The organism is Rhodococcus sp. BE178 (assembly GCF_050433545.1).
Classification (GTDB): domain Bacteria; phylum Actinomycetota; class Actinomycetes; order Mycobacteriales; family Mycobacteriaceae; genus Prescottella.
Window position 1 is genome coordinate 186030 of record NZ_JBNPXA010000011.1, and the last position, 16229, is coordinate 202258.

Genomic DNA, 16229 nt, shown 5'->3' on the forward strand with positions numbered 1-16229 from the left:
CGTCACCGCCGGAACCAGCCCGTCTCGTCCGACCCGACGAATCCGTCGAGTTCCAGCACCGGCAGCAGGGCCCGCACCCGCGCCACCGGTAGCCCCGACTCCTCCGACAGCTCGCGGGTGCCCCGGGTACCGCTGCCCGGCAGCGCCTCGTACACCGCGGCCGCATCGCCGGTGAGCGCGTCGAGAGCGCGCACCGCCCCGCCGCCGGCAGCCTCGCCACCATCGACACCAATCGGCCCGGCCTCCTCCACGATGTCCTTCGCGCTCGCGACCAGGCGGGCCTCTCCCTCCCGGATCATCCGGTGACACCCAGTCGACGCCGCGGACGTCACCGGTCCCGGCACCGCCAGCACGGGACGGCCCAGCCGCCGGCCCCACGTGGCGGTGTTCCGCGCCCCGCTGCGCCAGCCCGCCTCGACCACCACGACGCCGTCGGACAGGCCCGCCACCAACCGGTTCCGGGCCAGGAATCGATACCGGGCCGGGGTCGTGCCGGGCGGATACTCGCTGATCACCGCGCCGTCACGCGCGATCTGCTGCAGCAACCGCCCGTGCCCGGCGGGATAGGCCCGATCCACCCCGCACGCGAGGACCGCGACCGTGAGACCACCCGAGCCCAGCGCCGCCCGATGCGCGGCGGCGTCGATCCCGAACGCCGCCCCCGACACCACCGTCCACCCGTCGGCCGCGAGATCGCCGACGATCTCGGCGGTGACGTGCTCGCCGTAGGAGCTCGCCGCCCGCGTACCGACGACCGCCACCGACCGGGCCACCAGCTCGTCGAGCGGTCGATCCCCCAGCACCCACAGCGCCAGCGGGCCGCCGTCGTCGCGGCCGTCACCGAGTGCGTCGAACGCCAGCAGTCGCCACCGCGGCCACTCGTCGTCGTCGGGCGTCACCAGACGACCGCCCATGGCCGCGAGCAGATCCAGATCCCGGGCCGCCGTGTCGATGTGCGCCCGCGCCGACGTCCGCCGATCCAGGAAGCTCGACAGATCCCGCTCGCGCACCGCCCGCGCCGCGTCGACCGGGCCGACCGCCGAGACCAACTCCGCGAGCGGTGGACACGACCCCTGCACCACCTTCGACAGATACGCCCACGCCGACAACCGCGGATCGTGCCCACTCATGCCACACCCCGGTCCCGGAACTCGAGCGCCGTCGAGACCTGGTCGCGGCCCGGTGAGTCCAGGCCAGCGAGGTCGCCGAGGGTCCACGCCACCCGCAGCGCACGGTCCGCGCCGCGTGCGGTGACGGCGCCCAGGCGCAGCGCCTTCTCGAGCGGCACGAGCGCCTCTCGCGGCAGCCGGAACCGTTGCCGCAGAGCCGGGCCCGGCACCTCCGCGTTGGTCCGCCATTCGTAGGACCGCCACCGTTCGCCGGCCGCGGCCCGGGCGGCGGCCACCCGACCGCGCACCTGCTCGGTGGTCTCACCCACCTCGTCCATCAACGCCCCGGTCGCCACGGCCTTCATCCGGATGCGCAGGTCGACCCGGTCCAGCAACGGTCCGGAGAGCCGACCCAGGTAGCGGCGGCGAACCGTGGGCGCGCACACGCAGTCCACCTCACGCGCCGGTGCGCACGGACACGGGTTCGCGGCGAGCACCAACTGGAACCGCGCCGGGTAGCGCGCGACCCCGTCCCGCCTGGCGATGCGAACCTCCCCGTCCTCCAACGGCGTCCGCAGGGCCTCGAGCGCCTTGGTTCCCATCTCGGCGCACTCGTCCAGGAACAGGATTCCTCGGTGCGCGCGGCTCACCGCCCCCGGTCGCGCCATCCCGCTGCCACCGCCCACCAGCGCGCTCACCGAAGACGTGTGGTGCGGCGCGATGAACGGCGGCTCGGTGATGAGCGGGCGCTCCGACGTGAGCAGCCCGGCCACGGAGTGAATCGCCGTGACCTCCAGCGCCTCCGGCTCGGTCAGCGCCGGCAGCACACCCGGTAGCCGCTGCGCGAGCATCGTCTTCCCGATGCCGGGTGGACCGGTGAGCATCAGGTGGTGGGCACCGGCGGCCGCCACCTCGATCGCCCACCGCGCCTCCGCCTGTCCCACGACCTCGCTGAGGTCGGCGCGCGACGACGACGCCCCGGTGTCGAACGGCGCGGGTGCGGACAACGTCCCCTTGCCCTGCAGCCACAGCGTGACCGCGGTGAGACGGTCGGCGCCCAGAACCTCGATTCCGTCGACCAACCCGGCCTCCGCCAGCGCCTGGACCGGGACCACCACCGTCGACCATCCCGCGTTCTTCGCCGCCAACACTGCGGGCAGCACGCCGCGGACCGTGCGCAGCCGGCCGTCGAGCGCCAACTCGCCCAACAGCACCGTCTTCGCGAGGCGCGTCCGCGGAACCTGCCGGGCGGCGTCGAGCACGGCGCACGCCAAGGCGAGGTCGTAGACGCTGCCCACCTTCGGAAGCGTCGCCGGCGACAGTGCCAGCGTCACCCGCGATTCGGGCCACTTCTCGCCGGAGTTGGTGACCGCCGCCCGCACCCGATCTCGAGACTCCTGCAGCGCCGTGTCCGGCAACCCCACCAGATGCACCCCGGGCAGTCCGCGGCCGATGTCCGCCTCGATCTCCACGATCTGCCCGTCGACCCCGCTCACCGCCACCGAGTGAGCACGCCCGAGCGCCATCAGAACACCGCCACCAGGTGCGTGACCTCGGGCTCCCGATGCCGAGCCACGAGCACTGACACCACATCGAATCGCACATTCGGCCAGTGCTTCTCGGACGCGGACAGCCAGCGCTGGGCCAACATCCGGATCCGCCTCTGCTTGGCATAGGTCACCGCCTCCGCCGGACTCCCGAATCCCAGCCCCGACCGAGTCTTCACCTCCACGAACACCACGGTGTCGCCGTCCGCGGCCACCACGTCCAGTTCTCCGTGGCGGCACCGCCAGTTCCGGTCCAGGATCTGCAGGCCCGCGTCCGTCAGCACGCGGGCCGCGATTTCCTCCCCCATCGCGCCCAGCGCGATATTGCGTCCCATCCGGGCTTCCCCCTCACCCGGCCGGAACCTCCCGCCGGTGACGAAGACTGTGCCCGTCACCCCTCGGCGCGGCGGAACCCCGAACAGGGAGAACAGATTGCCCTGTGGATGGGTCGGGAGCTGTGGACAACCACCCTCCGAACACACGAGAGCCGCGCACCCCGGAAGATGCGCGGCTCTCGGAAACTCGAACGATCAGCCCAGACCGTTGTCCGGCAGTCGCAGGTCGGACTTCTCCAGCTCCTCGATGTTCACGTCCTTGAACGTGATGACCCGCACGTACTTCACGAAGCGAGCAGGCCGGTACATGTCCCACACCCAGGCGTCGGACATCCGCACCTCGAAGTAGATCTCGCCGTCCGCGCTGTGCGGCAGCAACTCCACGGAGTTCGCGAGATAGAACCGGCGCTCGGTCTCCACGACGTACGAGAACTGACCGACGATGTCCCGGTACTCGCGGTACAGCGACAGTTCCATCTCGGTTTCGTACTTCTCGAGATCCTCGGCACTCATCGGCCTCGACGTCCTCCTGCGTTGTTGTGAATACTCATCATCCCGCACCTACCCCGCGGACCCCGAATCCGTGGCTCCCCGCCGATTCGAACTCGCGGCTCGCCGCGGCTACATTCGCGTACGACATCCGGTGCTCACGGCTCGGCCCCAGTTCGTGGAGCGCGGCCGTGTGCACCGCTGTGCTGTAACCCTTGTGCCCGGCAAAACCGTACCCGGGCAGTTCCTCGTCCATCGCGACCATCGTCCGATCACGGGTGACCTTCGCGAGAACGCTCGCCGCCGCGATGCACGCGGCCGCGGCGTCGCCCCCGATCACCGGCAACGACGGCGCCGGCAGACCCGGCACCCGGAATCCGTCGGTGAGGACGTAGCCGGGCGGCACCGACAGTCCGGCGACCGCCCGGCGCATCCCCTCGATGTTCGCGACGTGGACCCCGATCCGGTCGATCTCGGCGGCGGGGATCTCGACGACACTCCACGCCACCGCGAGCCGCTTGATCACCGGGAACAGCTCCTCACGGACCTTCTCGGTGAGCTTCTTCGAATCGTCCAGCCCGGCCAGGGCCGCGTGCGGCTTGGGTCCGAGCACACACGCCGCGACGACCAGCGGTCCCGCGCAGGCGCCGCGTCCGGCCTCGTCGACGCCGGCCACGGGCCCCAGACCGCATCGCACGAGTGCAGACTCCATGGTCCGCAAGCCGGATGCTCTGCGAATGACGGTTCTCGGTGGCCAGGTACTCACTGCTGCTGAATGTCGGGGGACGAGATCTTGCCCCAGCGTGACGGCGGCAGCACGATGAATGTCGCCTTGCCGATCACGTTGTCGATCGGGATCGTGCCTTGGCGTTCGTCGGAGACGTGGTAGCGCGAGTCCGCCGAGTTACTGCGGTTGTCACCCATCATCCACAAGTTGCCCTCGGGGACGGTGACGGGACCGAAGCAGCGGGCCGACTTCACCGCGGTATCGCACGTCTGCACGCCCGGGATGAACGGGAAGTCCATGGTGATGTACGGCTCGTCGAGCGGTTTGCCGTCGACCAGGACACGGCCCTGGTCGTCGCAGCACTCCACCCTCTGCCCACCGGTGGCGATGACACGCTTCACGAGATCATTCTCGTCCGGCGGGACGAGTCCGACCATGGATCCGAGTTCCTGCGCGCCACGTTTCACGGGGTTCGACGAACGCGTCGACTCGTACCGCTCCGACCACGAATCCGGGCCACGGAAGACGATGACGTCCCCGGGCTTCGGGTCGCCGAAGCGGTAGCTGATCTTCTCGACGACGATGCGGTCACCCGTGCAGCCGGGGCAGCCGTGCAGCGTGGGTTCCATCGACTCGGACGGAATGAGGTACACCCGCGCGATGAACGTCTGCAACAGGAAACTCAGCACCAACGCGACGAGGATGAGGATCGGTATCTCGCGCCAGAACGAGCGGGGCTTCTTCTCCTTGCCCCGACGCGAGCGCTTTTCGGCGCCGTCTCCGTCATTCGCGTCCGACGTCACGGCCGGGTCCTGCGGTGCATCTGCCACTGAGACAGATTAGCCCGACACCGCGTGAAAGCGGTGCCGGGCCAACCGAAGTAGCTCAGAGCGTCGAAGCTCAGCGCTTTTCCTTGATCTTCGCAGCCTTGCCGCGCAGGTCGCGCAGGTAGTACAGCTTGGCGCGACGGACGTCACCGCGGGTGACGACCTCGATCTGGGCCAGGTTGGGGCTGTGGACCGGGAAGGTGCGCTCGACGCCGACGCCGAACGAGATCTTGCGGACGGTGAAGGTCTCGCGAACGCCGCCGCCCTGGCGGCGGATCACGACGCCCTTGAAGACCTGCACGCGCTCCTTCGAGCCCTCGATGACCTTGACGTGCACGTTCAGGGTGTCACCGGCGCGGAACTCCGGAATATCGTTGCGGAGGGACTTGGCGTCCAGGAAATCCAAGGTGTTCATGGTTGTTCCATCCTTGCGTTTTTCGCAGGAGCAGAGGAACCGAGCGGCCGTGGCTCGACTGGTTCGTGCTCAGATCAAGTTGAGTCGCCTTCACCAGGCAACCCGACCATTGTGCCAGACGCCGCACCATGCGTGGAAATCGGCGCCGGTGCGGGTTGCACGGTGCGCTCGAGCTCTGCCTCGGTGGCCGTCAGCGCATGCTCGACGCTCGGTTTACCTGCGACAAGGTCCTGCACATAGATCTTCGCCCGGATCATCGGGCGACGGAACCGCTTCTCACGCTCGATCGCGCGCTGCATCCTGCGGGGCTTCGCCGTATATCGCCATCTCGCCCACGGCGCGCCGGGCCGGCTCAGCCGGATCGCGCCGACCAACAGGATCGGGAACACGAACAGCCCGACGAGTCCCGTCCAGATCTTGCCCTTGAGGATGACGATCGCGGCCAGGGCCAGGTTGACGACCGCGAGAACCACGATGGTCACCCGGACCGCGACGTGCGGATCCTCGCGCCACTCGGTGATATCGAGCAGTTCGAGCGGCTGGAATCCGAGCAGCAGCAACCCGGTCACCGCGAGCGCGACGAAGACCGCGTCCACCGACGCCCGGCCCTGGTCGGACCAGTACACGTCCTTGAGGTAGAAGATCAGGGCGAACTCGTCGAGGACGAGGGCCGCGCCGATCCCGAAGAACGTGGCGATCACCGCACCGGTCGCCTGCGTCGCGTTCTCGTACACCGCGATCAGCGCGACGCCCGAGGCGAACATCGTCACCACCCCGAACACGACGTGATGGATGTGCTGCCCGCCCGGGGTGATGTTCCCGGGCCACCACCGCACCTCGGCTCGGATCATCCGGACGCTGACCCGGATGAAAAGGAACGCGAGCAGGAATCCGAGGAGGAAGAACAGCAGCGGGAGCCGACCGTTGGCGATGATCTCCCGTTCGAGCCAGTGTCGCATCAGGAAGGGACCCGACCACGGACGATGCAGCGGAACCCGATGTGGCAGGTGGACGTCTCCTCGGTTTCCCCCTGTCGGGCCGCCGGACGGTAGCGCAGGCAGTAGTTGGGCGCGCACAGGTGCGATCCGCCCTTGATCACCCGGCGCGGGTACACCTCGCCGTCACGCGCCTCGCCTACCTCCACGCGCGGGTTGCGCGGAATGCAGCACGACGACGCGGGCGCGACGTTCCTGCCGGACGCGCTGTGGTCGACGGTGTGGAAGTCGGTGGTCCACTCCCACACGTTGCCGGCCATGTCGTCGAGGCCGTAGCCGTTGGGCCGGAAACTGCCGACCGGCGACGTGCCGACGAATCCGTCCTCCGCCAGGTTCTCCCACGGGAACTGTCCCTGCCACGTGTTCGCCTGATGCCTGCCGCCCGGCGTGAACTCGTCGCCCCACACGTATGTCTTGCGGTCGAGTCCGCCGCGCGCCGCGAACTCCCATTCGGCCTCGGTTGCCAGTTCCTTGCCCGACCACGCCGCGTACGCGAGCGCGTCGGTGTAGGAGACATGTGTGACGGGGTGCCGCTCGCGGCCCCCGACGTTGCTGCCGGGGCCTTCCGGATGCCGCCAGTCCGCGCCCGGCACCCACGACCACCACTGCTGGTAGTTGTCGAGCGAGACCGGTCGGTCGGGCGGGGTGAACACGAGCGACCCGGGGACGAGCAGCGCCGGGTCGGCATCGGGGTAGTCGGCCGGATCGGGCGCGAGCTCCGCGGTCGTCACATGGCCGGTGGCCTTCACGAAGCGCCTGAACTCGGCGACCGTCACCTGGTGGGTGTCCATCCAGAAGCCGTCGACGCTGACCTGATGGACCGGACGCTCCTCCGGGTAGAAATCCTCCGATCCCATCCAGAACGTTCCTCCGGGGACCCACACCATGTTCTTCGGCGCACCGGAGGAGTCGGTGGGCACTGACGCGATCGGCTGCATGAACGATGAGCTTTCCATCTGTTCGGGTACCGCGAAAGCCGGAGTCGGATCCGGCGATTCACCCACAACGGGTGGGCCGCGCCGGGGCCTTCGCTGCCAACATTCGAGGATGGGTACCGCTATCGGGGACGTGCTCCCCCTCGCCGTCGGCGTCGCGATCAGTCCGATTCCGATCATCGCGACGATTCTGATGCTGCTCACACCTCGCGCCGGAAGCACCGCGACAACCTTCCTCGCGGGCTGGATCCTCGGGATTGCAGTTGCGTACGCACTGTTCGTGGTGATCGGCAGCGCGATAGACCTGTCGTCGAACTCGGACGGCAACGCCGTGACCGCGACCATCCGGATCGTCCTCGGCGCCCTGTTGCTGGCCCTGGCCGTGAACCAGTGGCGGGGACGTCCGGCCCCCGGCGAGGAACCGTCGATGCCGGGGTGGCTCGCCGCGATCGACAAGGTGACACCCGTCAAAGCGCTCGGGCTCGGCTTCGCCCTGTCGGCGATCAACCCGAAGAACCTGTTGATGATCGTCGGTGCCGCGGTCGCAGTGTCTCAGCTCGGCGCACCCGTCGGCACGATCGTCGTCGCGGGAGTGGTGTTCACGGTGCTCGCGGCGTGCACGGTGGCCGTCCCCGTGATCGGCTACTTCACCATGCGCGAGCGCGCGACCTCGTGGCTGAACAACCTGAAGACGTGGCTGACCGCCAACAACGCCGCGGTGATGGCGGTCCTGCTGCTGGTGATCGGCGTGATGCTGATCGGCAAGGGCATCGGCGGTTACTGAATCCCCGGACCGCGAAGGAGCCCCCGGACACCGGTCCCGGGGCTCCTTCGGTCTCACCGCTACTTGCCGAATCCGGCCTTGCGCAGCGCGTCGGCCATCGAGCCGCTCGCGGGCCGCTGTTCGGCGCGCCGGTCCCGGCCCTGGCCCTGACCCTGGCCCTGGTCCTGGCCACCGCGACCCTGCCCGCCCTGCCGCTGACCACTCTGACGCTGACCGCCGTTGCCCTGGCCACCCGGACGCTGACCGCCCTGACGCTGTCCGCCGCGCGGCCCGTTCGGGGCACCGACCTCGTCGTCGAGGCGCAACGTCAGCCCGATGCGCTGGCGTTCGACATCGACCTCGAGCACTTTGACCTTCACGACGTCGCCGGACTTGACGACCTCGCGCGGGTCGCTGACGAACGTGCGCGACATCGCCGACACGTGCACCAGGCCGTCCTGGTGGACGCCCACGTCGACGAACGCGCCGAACGCGGCCACGTTGGTCACGACGCCCTCGAGCACCATGCCGGGCTTCAGGTGCGCGACCTTCTCGATCCCGGCCGCAAACGTGGCCGTCTTGAACTCCGGGCGCGGGTCGCGGCCCGGCTTGTCCAGCTCGGCGATGATGTCGGTGACGGTCGGCAGACCGAACTTCTCGTCGACGAAGTCGGCCGGCCGCAGCTTCTGCAGGACGGCGGTGTTGCCGACCAACTCCCCCACCCCCGAGCCGGAGGACTGCACGATCCGGCGCACCACGGGGTATGCCTCGGGGTGCACGCTGGACGCGTCGAGCGGGTCGTCACCGTTCGGGATCCGTAGGAAGCCGGCGCACTGCTCGAACGCCTTCGGCCCGAGTCGCGGCACGTCCTTGAGCCCCTTGCGGCTGCGGAACGGACCGTTCTGGTCGCGGAACGCGACGATGCTCTCGGCGAGCGAACCGGCGATGCCCGACACCCGCGACAGCAGCGGCACCGACGCGGTGTTGACGTCCACGCCGACCGCGTTCACAGCGTCCTCGACGACCGCGCCGAGCGAGCGCGCGAGCATCGTCTCGGACACGTCGTGCTGGTACTGGCCGACACCGATCGACTTGGGGTCGATCTTCACCAGCTCGGCGAGCGGATCCTGCAGACGCCGCGCGATCGACACCGCGCCCCGGATCGAGACGTCGAGGTCTGGCAGCTCCTGCGACCCGTACGCCGACGCCGAGTACACCGACGCGCCCGCCTCGGAGACCATCACCTTCGTCAGGCCGGCCTCGGGGAACTTCGAGATCAGTTCGGCGGCAAGCGCGTCCGTCTCACGCGATGCGGTGCCGTTGCCGATCGCGACGAGTTCGACGCCGTGCTTGGCGGCGAGCGCGGCCAGGGTCGCGAGCGACTGGTCCCACTTGTTGTGCGGCTGGTGCGGGTAGATGGTGTCGTGCGCGACGACCTTGCCGGTGGCGTCGACGACCGCGACCTTGGTGCCGGTGCGGAAGCCGGGGTCCAGGCCCATCGTCGCGCGGGTGCCGGCCGGCGCCGCGAGCAGCAGGTCCTTGAGGTTGGCCGCGAACACGTCGACGGCGTCCTTCTCGGCGGACTGGCGCAGCCGCATCCGGGTGTCGATGCCGAGGGTGATCAGCATCTTCGTCTTCCATGCCCAACGGACGGTGTCGAGCAGCCAGCGGTCGGCCGGACGGCCACGGTCGGCGATCCCGAAGCGGGACGCGATCCGGCCCTCGTAGAGGCTGGTCTCCCCCGGCTCGAGCGGCTCGCGATCCGACGCGAGCGTCAGCGACAGGATCTCCTCCTTCTCGCCGCGGAACATCGCGAGGATGCGGTGCGAGGGCAGCTTCTCGAACGGCTCGGAGAACTCGAAGTAGTCGGCGAACTTGGCGCCCTCGGTCTCCTTGCCCTTGCGGACCGACGACTCCACCTGCCCGCGGGCCCACATCAGCTCGCGCAGCTCACCGACGAGGTCGGCGTCCTCCGCGAACCGCTCCACGAGGATCGCGCGGGCACCCTCGAGTTGCTCGGCGTCGTACCGGGCGGGATCGACGGTCGGGTCACCGATCAGTGCATCGGCCACCGGTTCGTGCCCGGCCTCGCGCGCGATCTGCGCCTTGGTGCGCCGCTTGGGCTTGTACGGCAGGTAGATGTCCTCGAGCCGGGCCTTGGTGTCGGCGAGCATGATCTGCTGCTCGAGTGCGGCGTCGAGCTTGTCCTGGGAGCGGATCGACTCGAGGATCGCGACCCGCCTGTCGTCGAGTTCCCGCAGGTAGCGCAGCCGCTCCTCGAGCTGGCGCAGCTGCGCGTCGTCGAGGCCGCCGGTGACCTCCTTGCGGTACCGGGCGATGAACGGAACCGTGGCGCCGCCGTCCAGGAGGTCGACGGCCGCGGCGACCTGACCCTCCCGTACGTCGAGCTCTTCGGCGATGCGCTGGTTCACGGATTTGAGAGCAGTCGTCACGGCGATCGACCCTACCGCTAGCCTGTCCGAGGCGTCGGTCATGAGCCCGGCGAACGGATCGCGGGAGGAACCGGTGGCAGGACGGGCGCGACGCCTCGGCGGCGTGTGCCTCGCGGTGGGCGTGCTCGCCTCGTGCGCGGCGCAGACGACGGGTGACGCGACCCCCGACAGCCGGCACGCCACCGTGCAGGCGGCGACCGTCGATTCGGATCCGGTCCCGACCACCCTCGAGGGCCGGATCGGCAAGGCCGTCTCCGACGCCGCCGACCGGGGCGCCGACCTCACCCTGGCTCTGCTGGACCGGCACCAGAACCGTTACGTCTCGTTCGCCGACACCGAGCCGTTCGCGACCGCATCCGTCGCGAAGCTGTTCATCGCCGACGACCTCCTCTACCGCGAGTCCACCGACGAATTGGAACTGTCCGAGGACGAGCACACCCTCGTCGCGCGGATGCTCGAGGACTCCGACGACGACGCCGCGAACGAACTGTGGAACGAGTACGGCGCCTCCGATCTCGTGCTCGACGTGGCGTCCCGATACGCCCTGTCGACGACGTCGGCGCCCTACGACGACAACTGGTGGAACACCGAGACGACCGCCGCCGACCTGGTCGGCTACTACTCCGCGGTGCTCGACGGCCGCGGCGGGCTCGACGCCCCGCACCGCGACGAGTTGCTCGGTTACCTGCGCAACTCGCACCCGACCGCGGCGGACGGCTACGACCAGCGGTTCGGCATTCCCGACGGCCTGCCCGACGAAACCGTCAAGGCCGTAAAGCAGGGCTGGATGTGCTGCCTGGACGATCGCTGGACCCACCTGTCGACCGGGATCGTCGGCGCCGACGACCGCTACGTGTTGGTGCTGCTGTCCCGCGAGGATCTGGACTACGGGGATGAGGACACCGACTACTACCCGGACACCTCGCTGACCGCCGCCGTCGACGACGCCAGCGCCGCGCATGCGCGCGAGACGATCACCGACGCGGCCCGAACCCTGTTCCCGCAGAGGCGGATCGACTAGTCGGCGCGCGCCGCCCCGACGAGATCCTCCGCGGCGATCACCTCACGGGCAGCACGCTCCCCGGACCGCACCGCTCCGTCGACCCACCCGCACATCACCGCCGAACTCTCGGTGCCCGCCCAGTGGATGCGGCCGCACGACGCGCGCAGCGCCGGACCGAACTCGGTGAGAACCCCGGTCGGGGCGTGGCTGAGCATCCCGCCGCCCGAGTACCGCTCGGTGGTCCAGTCCTGCTCGACGTAGTCGACCGGCGCGGCGGCCTGCGGCCCGAACCGCTCGGTGAGGGCGGCCACAACGGCGCCGCGCCGGTCCGCGGGGGTCATCCGGCCGAGCGCGCGGGCCTGCGGCCCCTCCACGATGACGCACATGATTCCCGGCCGTGCGGCGTCGGTGCCCGCGTCGACCGTCACCATGGCCGCCGAACCCGGCGCCGCGGACTGCCCCGACAACCCATCGGCGCGCCAGAACGGCTCGTCGTAGAGGACCGCGACCTTGAGAATCGATCCGCTCGGCATCCGCTGGTGCAGGAACGTCCGATCTACCGGCAGCAACGGCTCGTAGCGGATCTGACCCGCGATCGCCAGCGGCACCGCGACGATCGCCCGGCGGGCCCGCACCGTCACCTGGTCGCTGCGGACCGTCACCCCGTCCGTGTCCTGTTCGATCACGCGCACGGGCTGCGACAGGTGCAGCGAGCGCCCCAGTTCGGCGGCCATCGGCCGATAGATCGCACCCATGCCGCCCACCGGGCGGGCGTCCTGCGCGGCATCCCTCACTCCGAGCACGAACGACGGCCCGCCACCCGACGCCATCTGGTACAGCACGAACAGGAACGAGACCTCCGACGCGGCCGACGTGTAGCAGCCGGCGATCGCCATCTCGAGGAGTTCGTGGGCCGGCTTCGAGAGCACGTTGTCGTCGAGCCACTTGGCGAGACTGATCCGGTCCCATTCCGCGGCGCGTTTCGCTTCCCACGGCGCATCCAGCGGTATCGACTTGCACAGCTCACCGAGTTCGAGGAACACCGCCCCCAGATTGGCGACGGCCCACGGACTCATCGTCATCGGGATGGTGCCCTGGTAGCGATACTTCTTGCCGTCCACCATCATCATCGCGTCGCCGTCGGTGTACTGGCGGTAGCTCGGGACGCCGAATTCGGTCATCAATGCGTGGATCCGGTCCTGCCCGGGACCGATCCACGCCCCGCCGCGATCGATCCACACACCGTCGTCGCGGGTCTCGGTGAAGGTGCGGCCCCCGATCCGGTCGCGCGCCTCGAGCACCGTGATCGAGCGGCCCGCCTGTTTCAGGCGTAGCGCCGCGGTCAACCCCGCAAATCCGGCCCCCACGACGCAATAGTCGACATCAGTCATTGCCGGTCACCTCGAGTTCATGCCTACTCGCGGGGACCGCTGCGGGTCAATGATGTTCGGGCGGGCTCGAGAAACCGATCAGGAAAGGAGATCGGGGCGACGCTCGGCCGTGCGCTGCAACGACTGCGCCCGACGCCAGGCCGCGACCTTCGCGTGATCGCCGGACAGCAGCACCGGCGGGACGTCGAGTCCGCGCCAGCTCACCGGACGGGTGTAGCTGGGACCCTCGAGCAATCCGTCGGAGAACGAATCCTCTTGGTGCGACTGCTGATTGCCGAGGACACCGGGCAGCAGCCGGACCACGGCCTCGACCATCACGAGAACCGCGGCCTCGCCACCGATCAGGACATAGTCGCCGATCGAGACCTCTTCGACACGCACCCGTCGGGACGCGTCGTCGAACACCCGCTGATCGATGCCCTCGTACCGGCCGCATGCGAACACCAGGTGCTTCTCCTCGGCCCAACGGTGCGCGGTGGCCTGGGTGAACGGCACGCCGGCGGGAGTGGGGACGACGAGCAGGACCTCGGAATCGGGTTCACCGTCGTCGTCGGTGAGCACCTCGTCGAGTGCGTCGCCCCACACGGTCGGCTTCATGACCATGCCGGGTCCGCCGCCGTACGGGGAATCGTCGACGGCCTTGTGCACGTCGTGGGTCCAGCGCCGCAGATCGTGGACGCCGACGGAGATGAGCCGCTTGTCGATCGCCTTGCCGAGCAGCGCAGCACGCAGCGGCTCGAGGTACTCGGGGAAGATCGTGACTACGTCGAGACGCACGGCGGTTCGGTCACTCCTCGTTTCGGCTGTCGCCGAAGTCGGGGTCCAACAGGCCCTCCGGCGGATCGATCTCGATCACGCCGTCGGCGATCGAGATCGTCGGCACGATTGCCGTGACGAACGGGATCAACAGTTCGCCCGACGTCTGCCCTTCCGGGCGAACGGACAGCAATTCGCCTGCAGCGGAATGCAATACCTCGATCACGGTGCCCACCGGCGTGCCCGCGTCGGGTCGTCCGGCGGCGATACGCACAGCCAGGCCCTCGAGCTCGTGATCGTAGAACTCGTCCGGATCGTCGGACGGGGTCAGTTCGGCGGTGTCGATCAGGAACAGCGTGCCGCGCAACTCGTCCGCAGCGGTGCGATCCGCGACACCGTGAAGGCGCAGCAGAAGCCGCCCGGAATGCTCCCGGGCGGCTTCCACCGTGAATGTGCGCAGCTTCTGCTCGCGCGGCTTGCGGCCACGCAGTTCGGCGCCGACGGCGAACCGCTCGCCGGGCTCGTCAGTGCGAACCTCGACGACCAGCTCTCCCTTGATGCCGTGCGACTTGGCGATGCGGCCTACGACGAGCTCCACTGCCGTACTACTGATCGGTGTCGACGACGTCGACGCGGATCCCACGGCCCCCGATACCGGAGACCAGGGTCCGCAGGGCGGTCGCGGTACGACCACCGCGACCGATCACCTTACCGAGATCGTCGGGGTGCACATGCACCTCGACGGTGCGTCCCCGACGCCCCGTGATCAGCTCGACGCGAACGTCGTCGGGGTTGGCGACGATCCCACGGACGAGATGCTCCACGGCATCGGCGACAACGGCGCTCATTACTCGGCAGCCTCGGTGGACTCGGCGTCGGCAGCAGGAGCCTCGGCCTCTTCCTTCGCGGCCTTCTTCTTCTTGGGGGTGATGGCCTCGGAAACCGGCTCGTTCTCGGCCTGCGCCAGCGCAGCCTGGAACAGCTCCAGCTTGGACGGCTTGGCTTCCTTGGTCTTCAGGGTGCCCTCGGTGCCCGGCAGGCCCTTGAACTTCTGCCAGTCACCGGTGATCTTCAGCAGGTTCTCGACCGGCTCGGTCGGCTGTGCGCCGACACCCAGCCAGTACTGAGCGCGCTCGGAATCGATCTCGATCAGCGAGGGCTCTTCCTTGGGGTGGTACTTGCCGATGGTCTCGATCGCACGGCCGTTGCGGCGGGTGCGAGAGTCCGCGACGATGATCCGGTACTGCGGGTTGCGGATCTTGCCGAGGCGGGTGAGCTTGATCTTGACAGCCACTGCTGCGTATCTCCTTCAGTGCGCACACCAGTGCACACGTGTCACGTGCAATTCGGCGACCTGCCAGGGTGGCGGGTCCGGTTTTGCCTCTCTCCTGTGACCGTCGCGCGGTGCGTAACCGGATGCGACGAACAGCGGTTCATTCTGCCAGACGCCGACGGGTGAGTGAAATGCGGGCCGACCGACCCCGCGCGGGGTGGCCGACAGGTGCACTGCGGGTGACGAGTACCACCAGGCACCCCTACGGGGAGGCTCCCCACCTCGGGTACCGTCGATGTGTGGCCAGAACCGTTCGAAAACGACGCCCCGCGCTGATCGTGTTGGTGATCGTCGCGGCCGCCGGATGCCTCGCGCTCGGCTGGTGGCAGTGGACGCGATTCGAAGCGGCCGGCGGCACCGGCCAAAACCTGGGCTACGCGTTCCAGTGGCCGCTGTTCGCAGCATTCGTCGTCTACGCATACCGCCGCTTCGTCCAGCTCGAGGACGGCGGAGCCGAGGCCGACGAGCAGGCGGCCGCGGACGAACCGACCGACGTCCCCGACGGGCTGCTTCCCGAGCGCCCGAAGGCGCGGACGTCGTCCGACGACGTCGATGATCCCGAGTCTCGGCAGATGCTCGAGTACAACGATTACCTCGCCGGGCTCTCCGCTCGCGAGTCCGATAGGAGCGACAAGTGAGCGGCGGCCCGAACGAGACCACCCCACAGCAGACCACCGCGCCCGCGCCGGCGACGCCCACGGAGGGCGACAGGAAGAAGATCGCCGGGGCACTCCTGCGCTACCGGGTACTCGCGTACGCGACCGGTATCTGGCTGCTCGTGCTCACCGCCGAGATGGTGGCGAAGTACATCTTCGGCGTCGACAACCTGCCGACCTGGATCGCGATCGTGCACGGCTGGGTGTACTTCGTGTACCTGATCCTCACGATGGACCTCGCCGTGAAGGTCCGCTGGCCTGCGAGCCGCACGATCGGCACGCTGCTGGCCGGCACCGTCCCGTTCCTGTCGTTCTTCGTCGAGCACTGGCGCACCGTCCAGGTGAAGCGCGACTTCGGAGTCTGATCCCACCCCGCACACGACGAAGGGCCCGTCCGTCATGAACTGCTCCCCGGAAGTTGGACTGAGAAATTCAGTTCCGACTTCCGGGGAGCAGTTGTATGAGGCCGACGAGTTCACTGTCCGAGGACCAGCG

Annotated in this window: 19 protein-coding genes; 4 read left to right on the forward strand and 15 right to left on the reverse strand. The window is 69.0% G+C overall.

What is annotated here, in order from left to right:
- Positions 1-2: 2 nt before the first annotated feature.
- The 9 genes from dprA to J2X34_RS19565 form a co-directional block, all read right to left on the reverse strand.
- Positions 3-1130 (reverse strand): DNA-processing protein DprA, encoded by a 1128-nt coding sequence (gene dprA, locus J2X34_RS19525; RefSeq protein WP_114719542.1) that lies wholly within the window; start codon positions 1128-1130, stop codon positions 3-5.
- On the reverse strand, positions 1127-2635 hold the full coding sequence (locus tag J2X34_RS19530; protein ID WP_114719540.1) for a YifB family Mg chelatase-like AAA ATPase: 1509 nt from the start codon (positions 2633-2635) through the stop codon (positions 1127-1129). The genes dprA and J2X34_RS19530 overlap by 4 nt, the downstream gene beginning before the upstream one ends.
- Positions 2635-2991, reverse strand: a complete 357-nt coding sequence (locus J2X34_RS19535) for a YraN family protein (RefSeq protein WP_114719538.1) — start codon at positions 2989-2991, stop codon at positions 2635-2637. The genes J2X34_RS19530 and J2X34_RS19535 overlap by 1 nt, the downstream gene beginning before the upstream one ends.
- Before the next feature lie 195 nt (positions 2992-3186).
- Entirely contained in the window at positions 3187-3504 is a 318-nt protein-coding gene (locus J2X34_RS19540) for a DUF2469 domain-containing protein (RefSeq protein ID WP_005513927.1), read from the reverse strand.
- Positions 3505-3541: 37 nt separating this feature from the next.
- Positions 3542-4246, reverse strand: coding sequence for a ribonuclease HII (locus J2X34_RS19545; protein WP_429519242.1), 705 nt, complete (start codon positions 4244-4246; stop codon positions 3542-3544).
- Positions 4243-5010, reverse strand: a complete 768-nt coding sequence (lepB, locus tag J2X34_RS19550) for a signal peptidase I (protein WP_181818705.1) — start codon at positions 5008-5010, stop codon at positions 4243-4245. Before lepB ends, J2X34_RS19545 begins: the two co-directional genes overlap by 4 nt.
- A gap of 97 nt (positions 5011-5107) precedes the next feature.
- On the reverse strand, positions 5108-5449 hold the full coding sequence (rplS, locus tag J2X34_RS19555; RefSeq protein WP_031939962.1) for a 50S ribosomal protein L19: 342 nt from the start codon (positions 5447-5449) through the stop codon (positions 5108-5110).
- Between the two features lie 74 nt (positions 5450-5523).
- The gene (locus J2X34_RS19560) at positions 5524-6408 is read right to left on the reverse strand and encodes a hypothetical protein (RefSeq protein ID WP_114719532.1); all 885 of its coding nucleotides are present in this window, start codon (positions 6406-6408) and stop codon (positions 5524-5526) included.
- Positions 6408-7382, reverse strand: a complete 975-nt coding sequence (locus J2X34_RS19565) for a formylglycine-generating enzyme family protein (RefSeq protein WP_429519244.1) — start codon at positions 7380-7382, stop codon at positions 6408-6410. Before J2X34_RS19565 ends, J2X34_RS19560 begins: the two co-directional genes overlap by 1 nt.
- Positions 7383-7491: 109 nt before the next feature.
- Here J2X34_RS19565 and J2X34_RS19570 point away from each other — a divergent pair, with 109 nt between their 5' ends.
- Complete coding sequence (locus J2X34_RS19570; RefSeq protein ID WP_429519246.1) at positions 7492-8163, forward strand: GAP family protein; 672 nt, start codon at positions 7492-7494, stop codon at positions 8161-8163.
- A gap of 59 nt (positions 8164-8222) precedes the next feature.
- Here the strand turns inward: J2X34_RS19570 and J2X34_RS19575 are convergent, their stop codons facing one another.
- On the reverse strand, positions 8223-10595 hold the full coding sequence (locus J2X34_RS19575) for a Tex family protein (protein WP_429519248.1): 2373 nt from the start codon (positions 10593-10595) through the stop codon (positions 8223-8225).
- A 40-nt stretch (positions 10596-10635) separates the two neighbouring features.
- On the opposite strand from J2X34_RS19575, the gene J2X34_RS19580 reads away from it, so the two are divergent.
- Entirely contained in the window at positions 10636-11616 is a 981-nt protein-coding gene (locus J2X34_RS19580; RefSeq protein ID WP_174909556.1) for a serine hydrolase, read from the forward strand.
- On the opposite strand, the gene J2X34_RS19585 is transcribed toward J2X34_RS19580, so the two are convergent.
- The 5 genes from J2X34_RS19585 to rpsP form a co-directional block, all read right to left on the reverse strand.
- On the reverse strand, positions 11613-12989 hold the full coding sequence (locus J2X34_RS19585; RefSeq protein WP_114719524.1) for a flavin monoamine oxidase family protein: 1377 nt from the start codon (positions 12987-12989) through the stop codon (positions 11613-11615). The two genes, J2X34_RS19580 and J2X34_RS19585, sit on opposite strands and share 4 nt — an antisense overlap.
- A gap of 78 nt (positions 12990-13067) precedes the next feature.
- Complete coding sequence (gene trmD, locus J2X34_RS19590) at positions 13068-13766, reverse strand: tRNA (guanosine(37)-N1)-methyltransferase TrmD (RefSeq protein ID WP_429519251.1); 699 nt, start codon at positions 13764-13766, stop codon at positions 13068-13070.
- A gap of 10 nt (positions 13767-13776) precedes the next feature.
- Positions 13777-14343 (reverse strand): ribosome maturation factor RimM, encoded by a 567-nt coding sequence (rimM, locus tag J2X34_RS19595; RefSeq protein ID WP_114719520.1) that lies wholly within the window; start codon positions 14341-14343, stop codon positions 13777-13779.
- A 7-nt stretch (positions 14344-14350) separates the two neighbouring features.
- On the reverse strand, positions 14351-14593 hold the full coding sequence (locus J2X34_RS19600; protein ID WP_003939023.1) for an RNA-binding protein: 243 nt from the start codon (positions 14591-14593) through the stop codon (positions 14351-14353).
- Complete coding sequence (rpsP, locus tag J2X34_RS19605; protein ID WP_114719518.1) at positions 14593-15039, reverse strand: 30S ribosomal protein S16; 447 nt, start codon at positions 15037-15039, stop codon at positions 14593-14595. The genes J2X34_RS19600 and rpsP overlap by 1 nt, the downstream gene beginning before the upstream one ends.
- A gap of 278 nt (positions 15040-15317) precedes the next feature.
- Here rpsP and J2X34_RS19610 point away from each other — a divergent pair, with 278 nt between their 5' ends.
- Together J2X34_RS19610 and J2X34_RS19615 are read left to right on the forward strand one after the other, a co-directional pair.
- Positions 15318-15716 (forward strand): transcriptional regulator, encoded by a 399-nt coding sequence (locus J2X34_RS19610; RefSeq protein ID WP_114719517.1) that lies wholly within the window; start codon positions 15318-15320, stop codon positions 15714-15716.
- Entirely contained in the window at positions 15713-16099 is a 387-nt protein-coding gene (locus tag J2X34_RS19615; RefSeq protein WP_114719515.1) for a DUF3817 domain-containing protein, read from the forward strand. Before J2X34_RS19610 ends, J2X34_RS19615 begins: the two co-directional genes overlap by 4 nt.
- Positions 16100-16229: the final 130 nt, after the last annotated feature.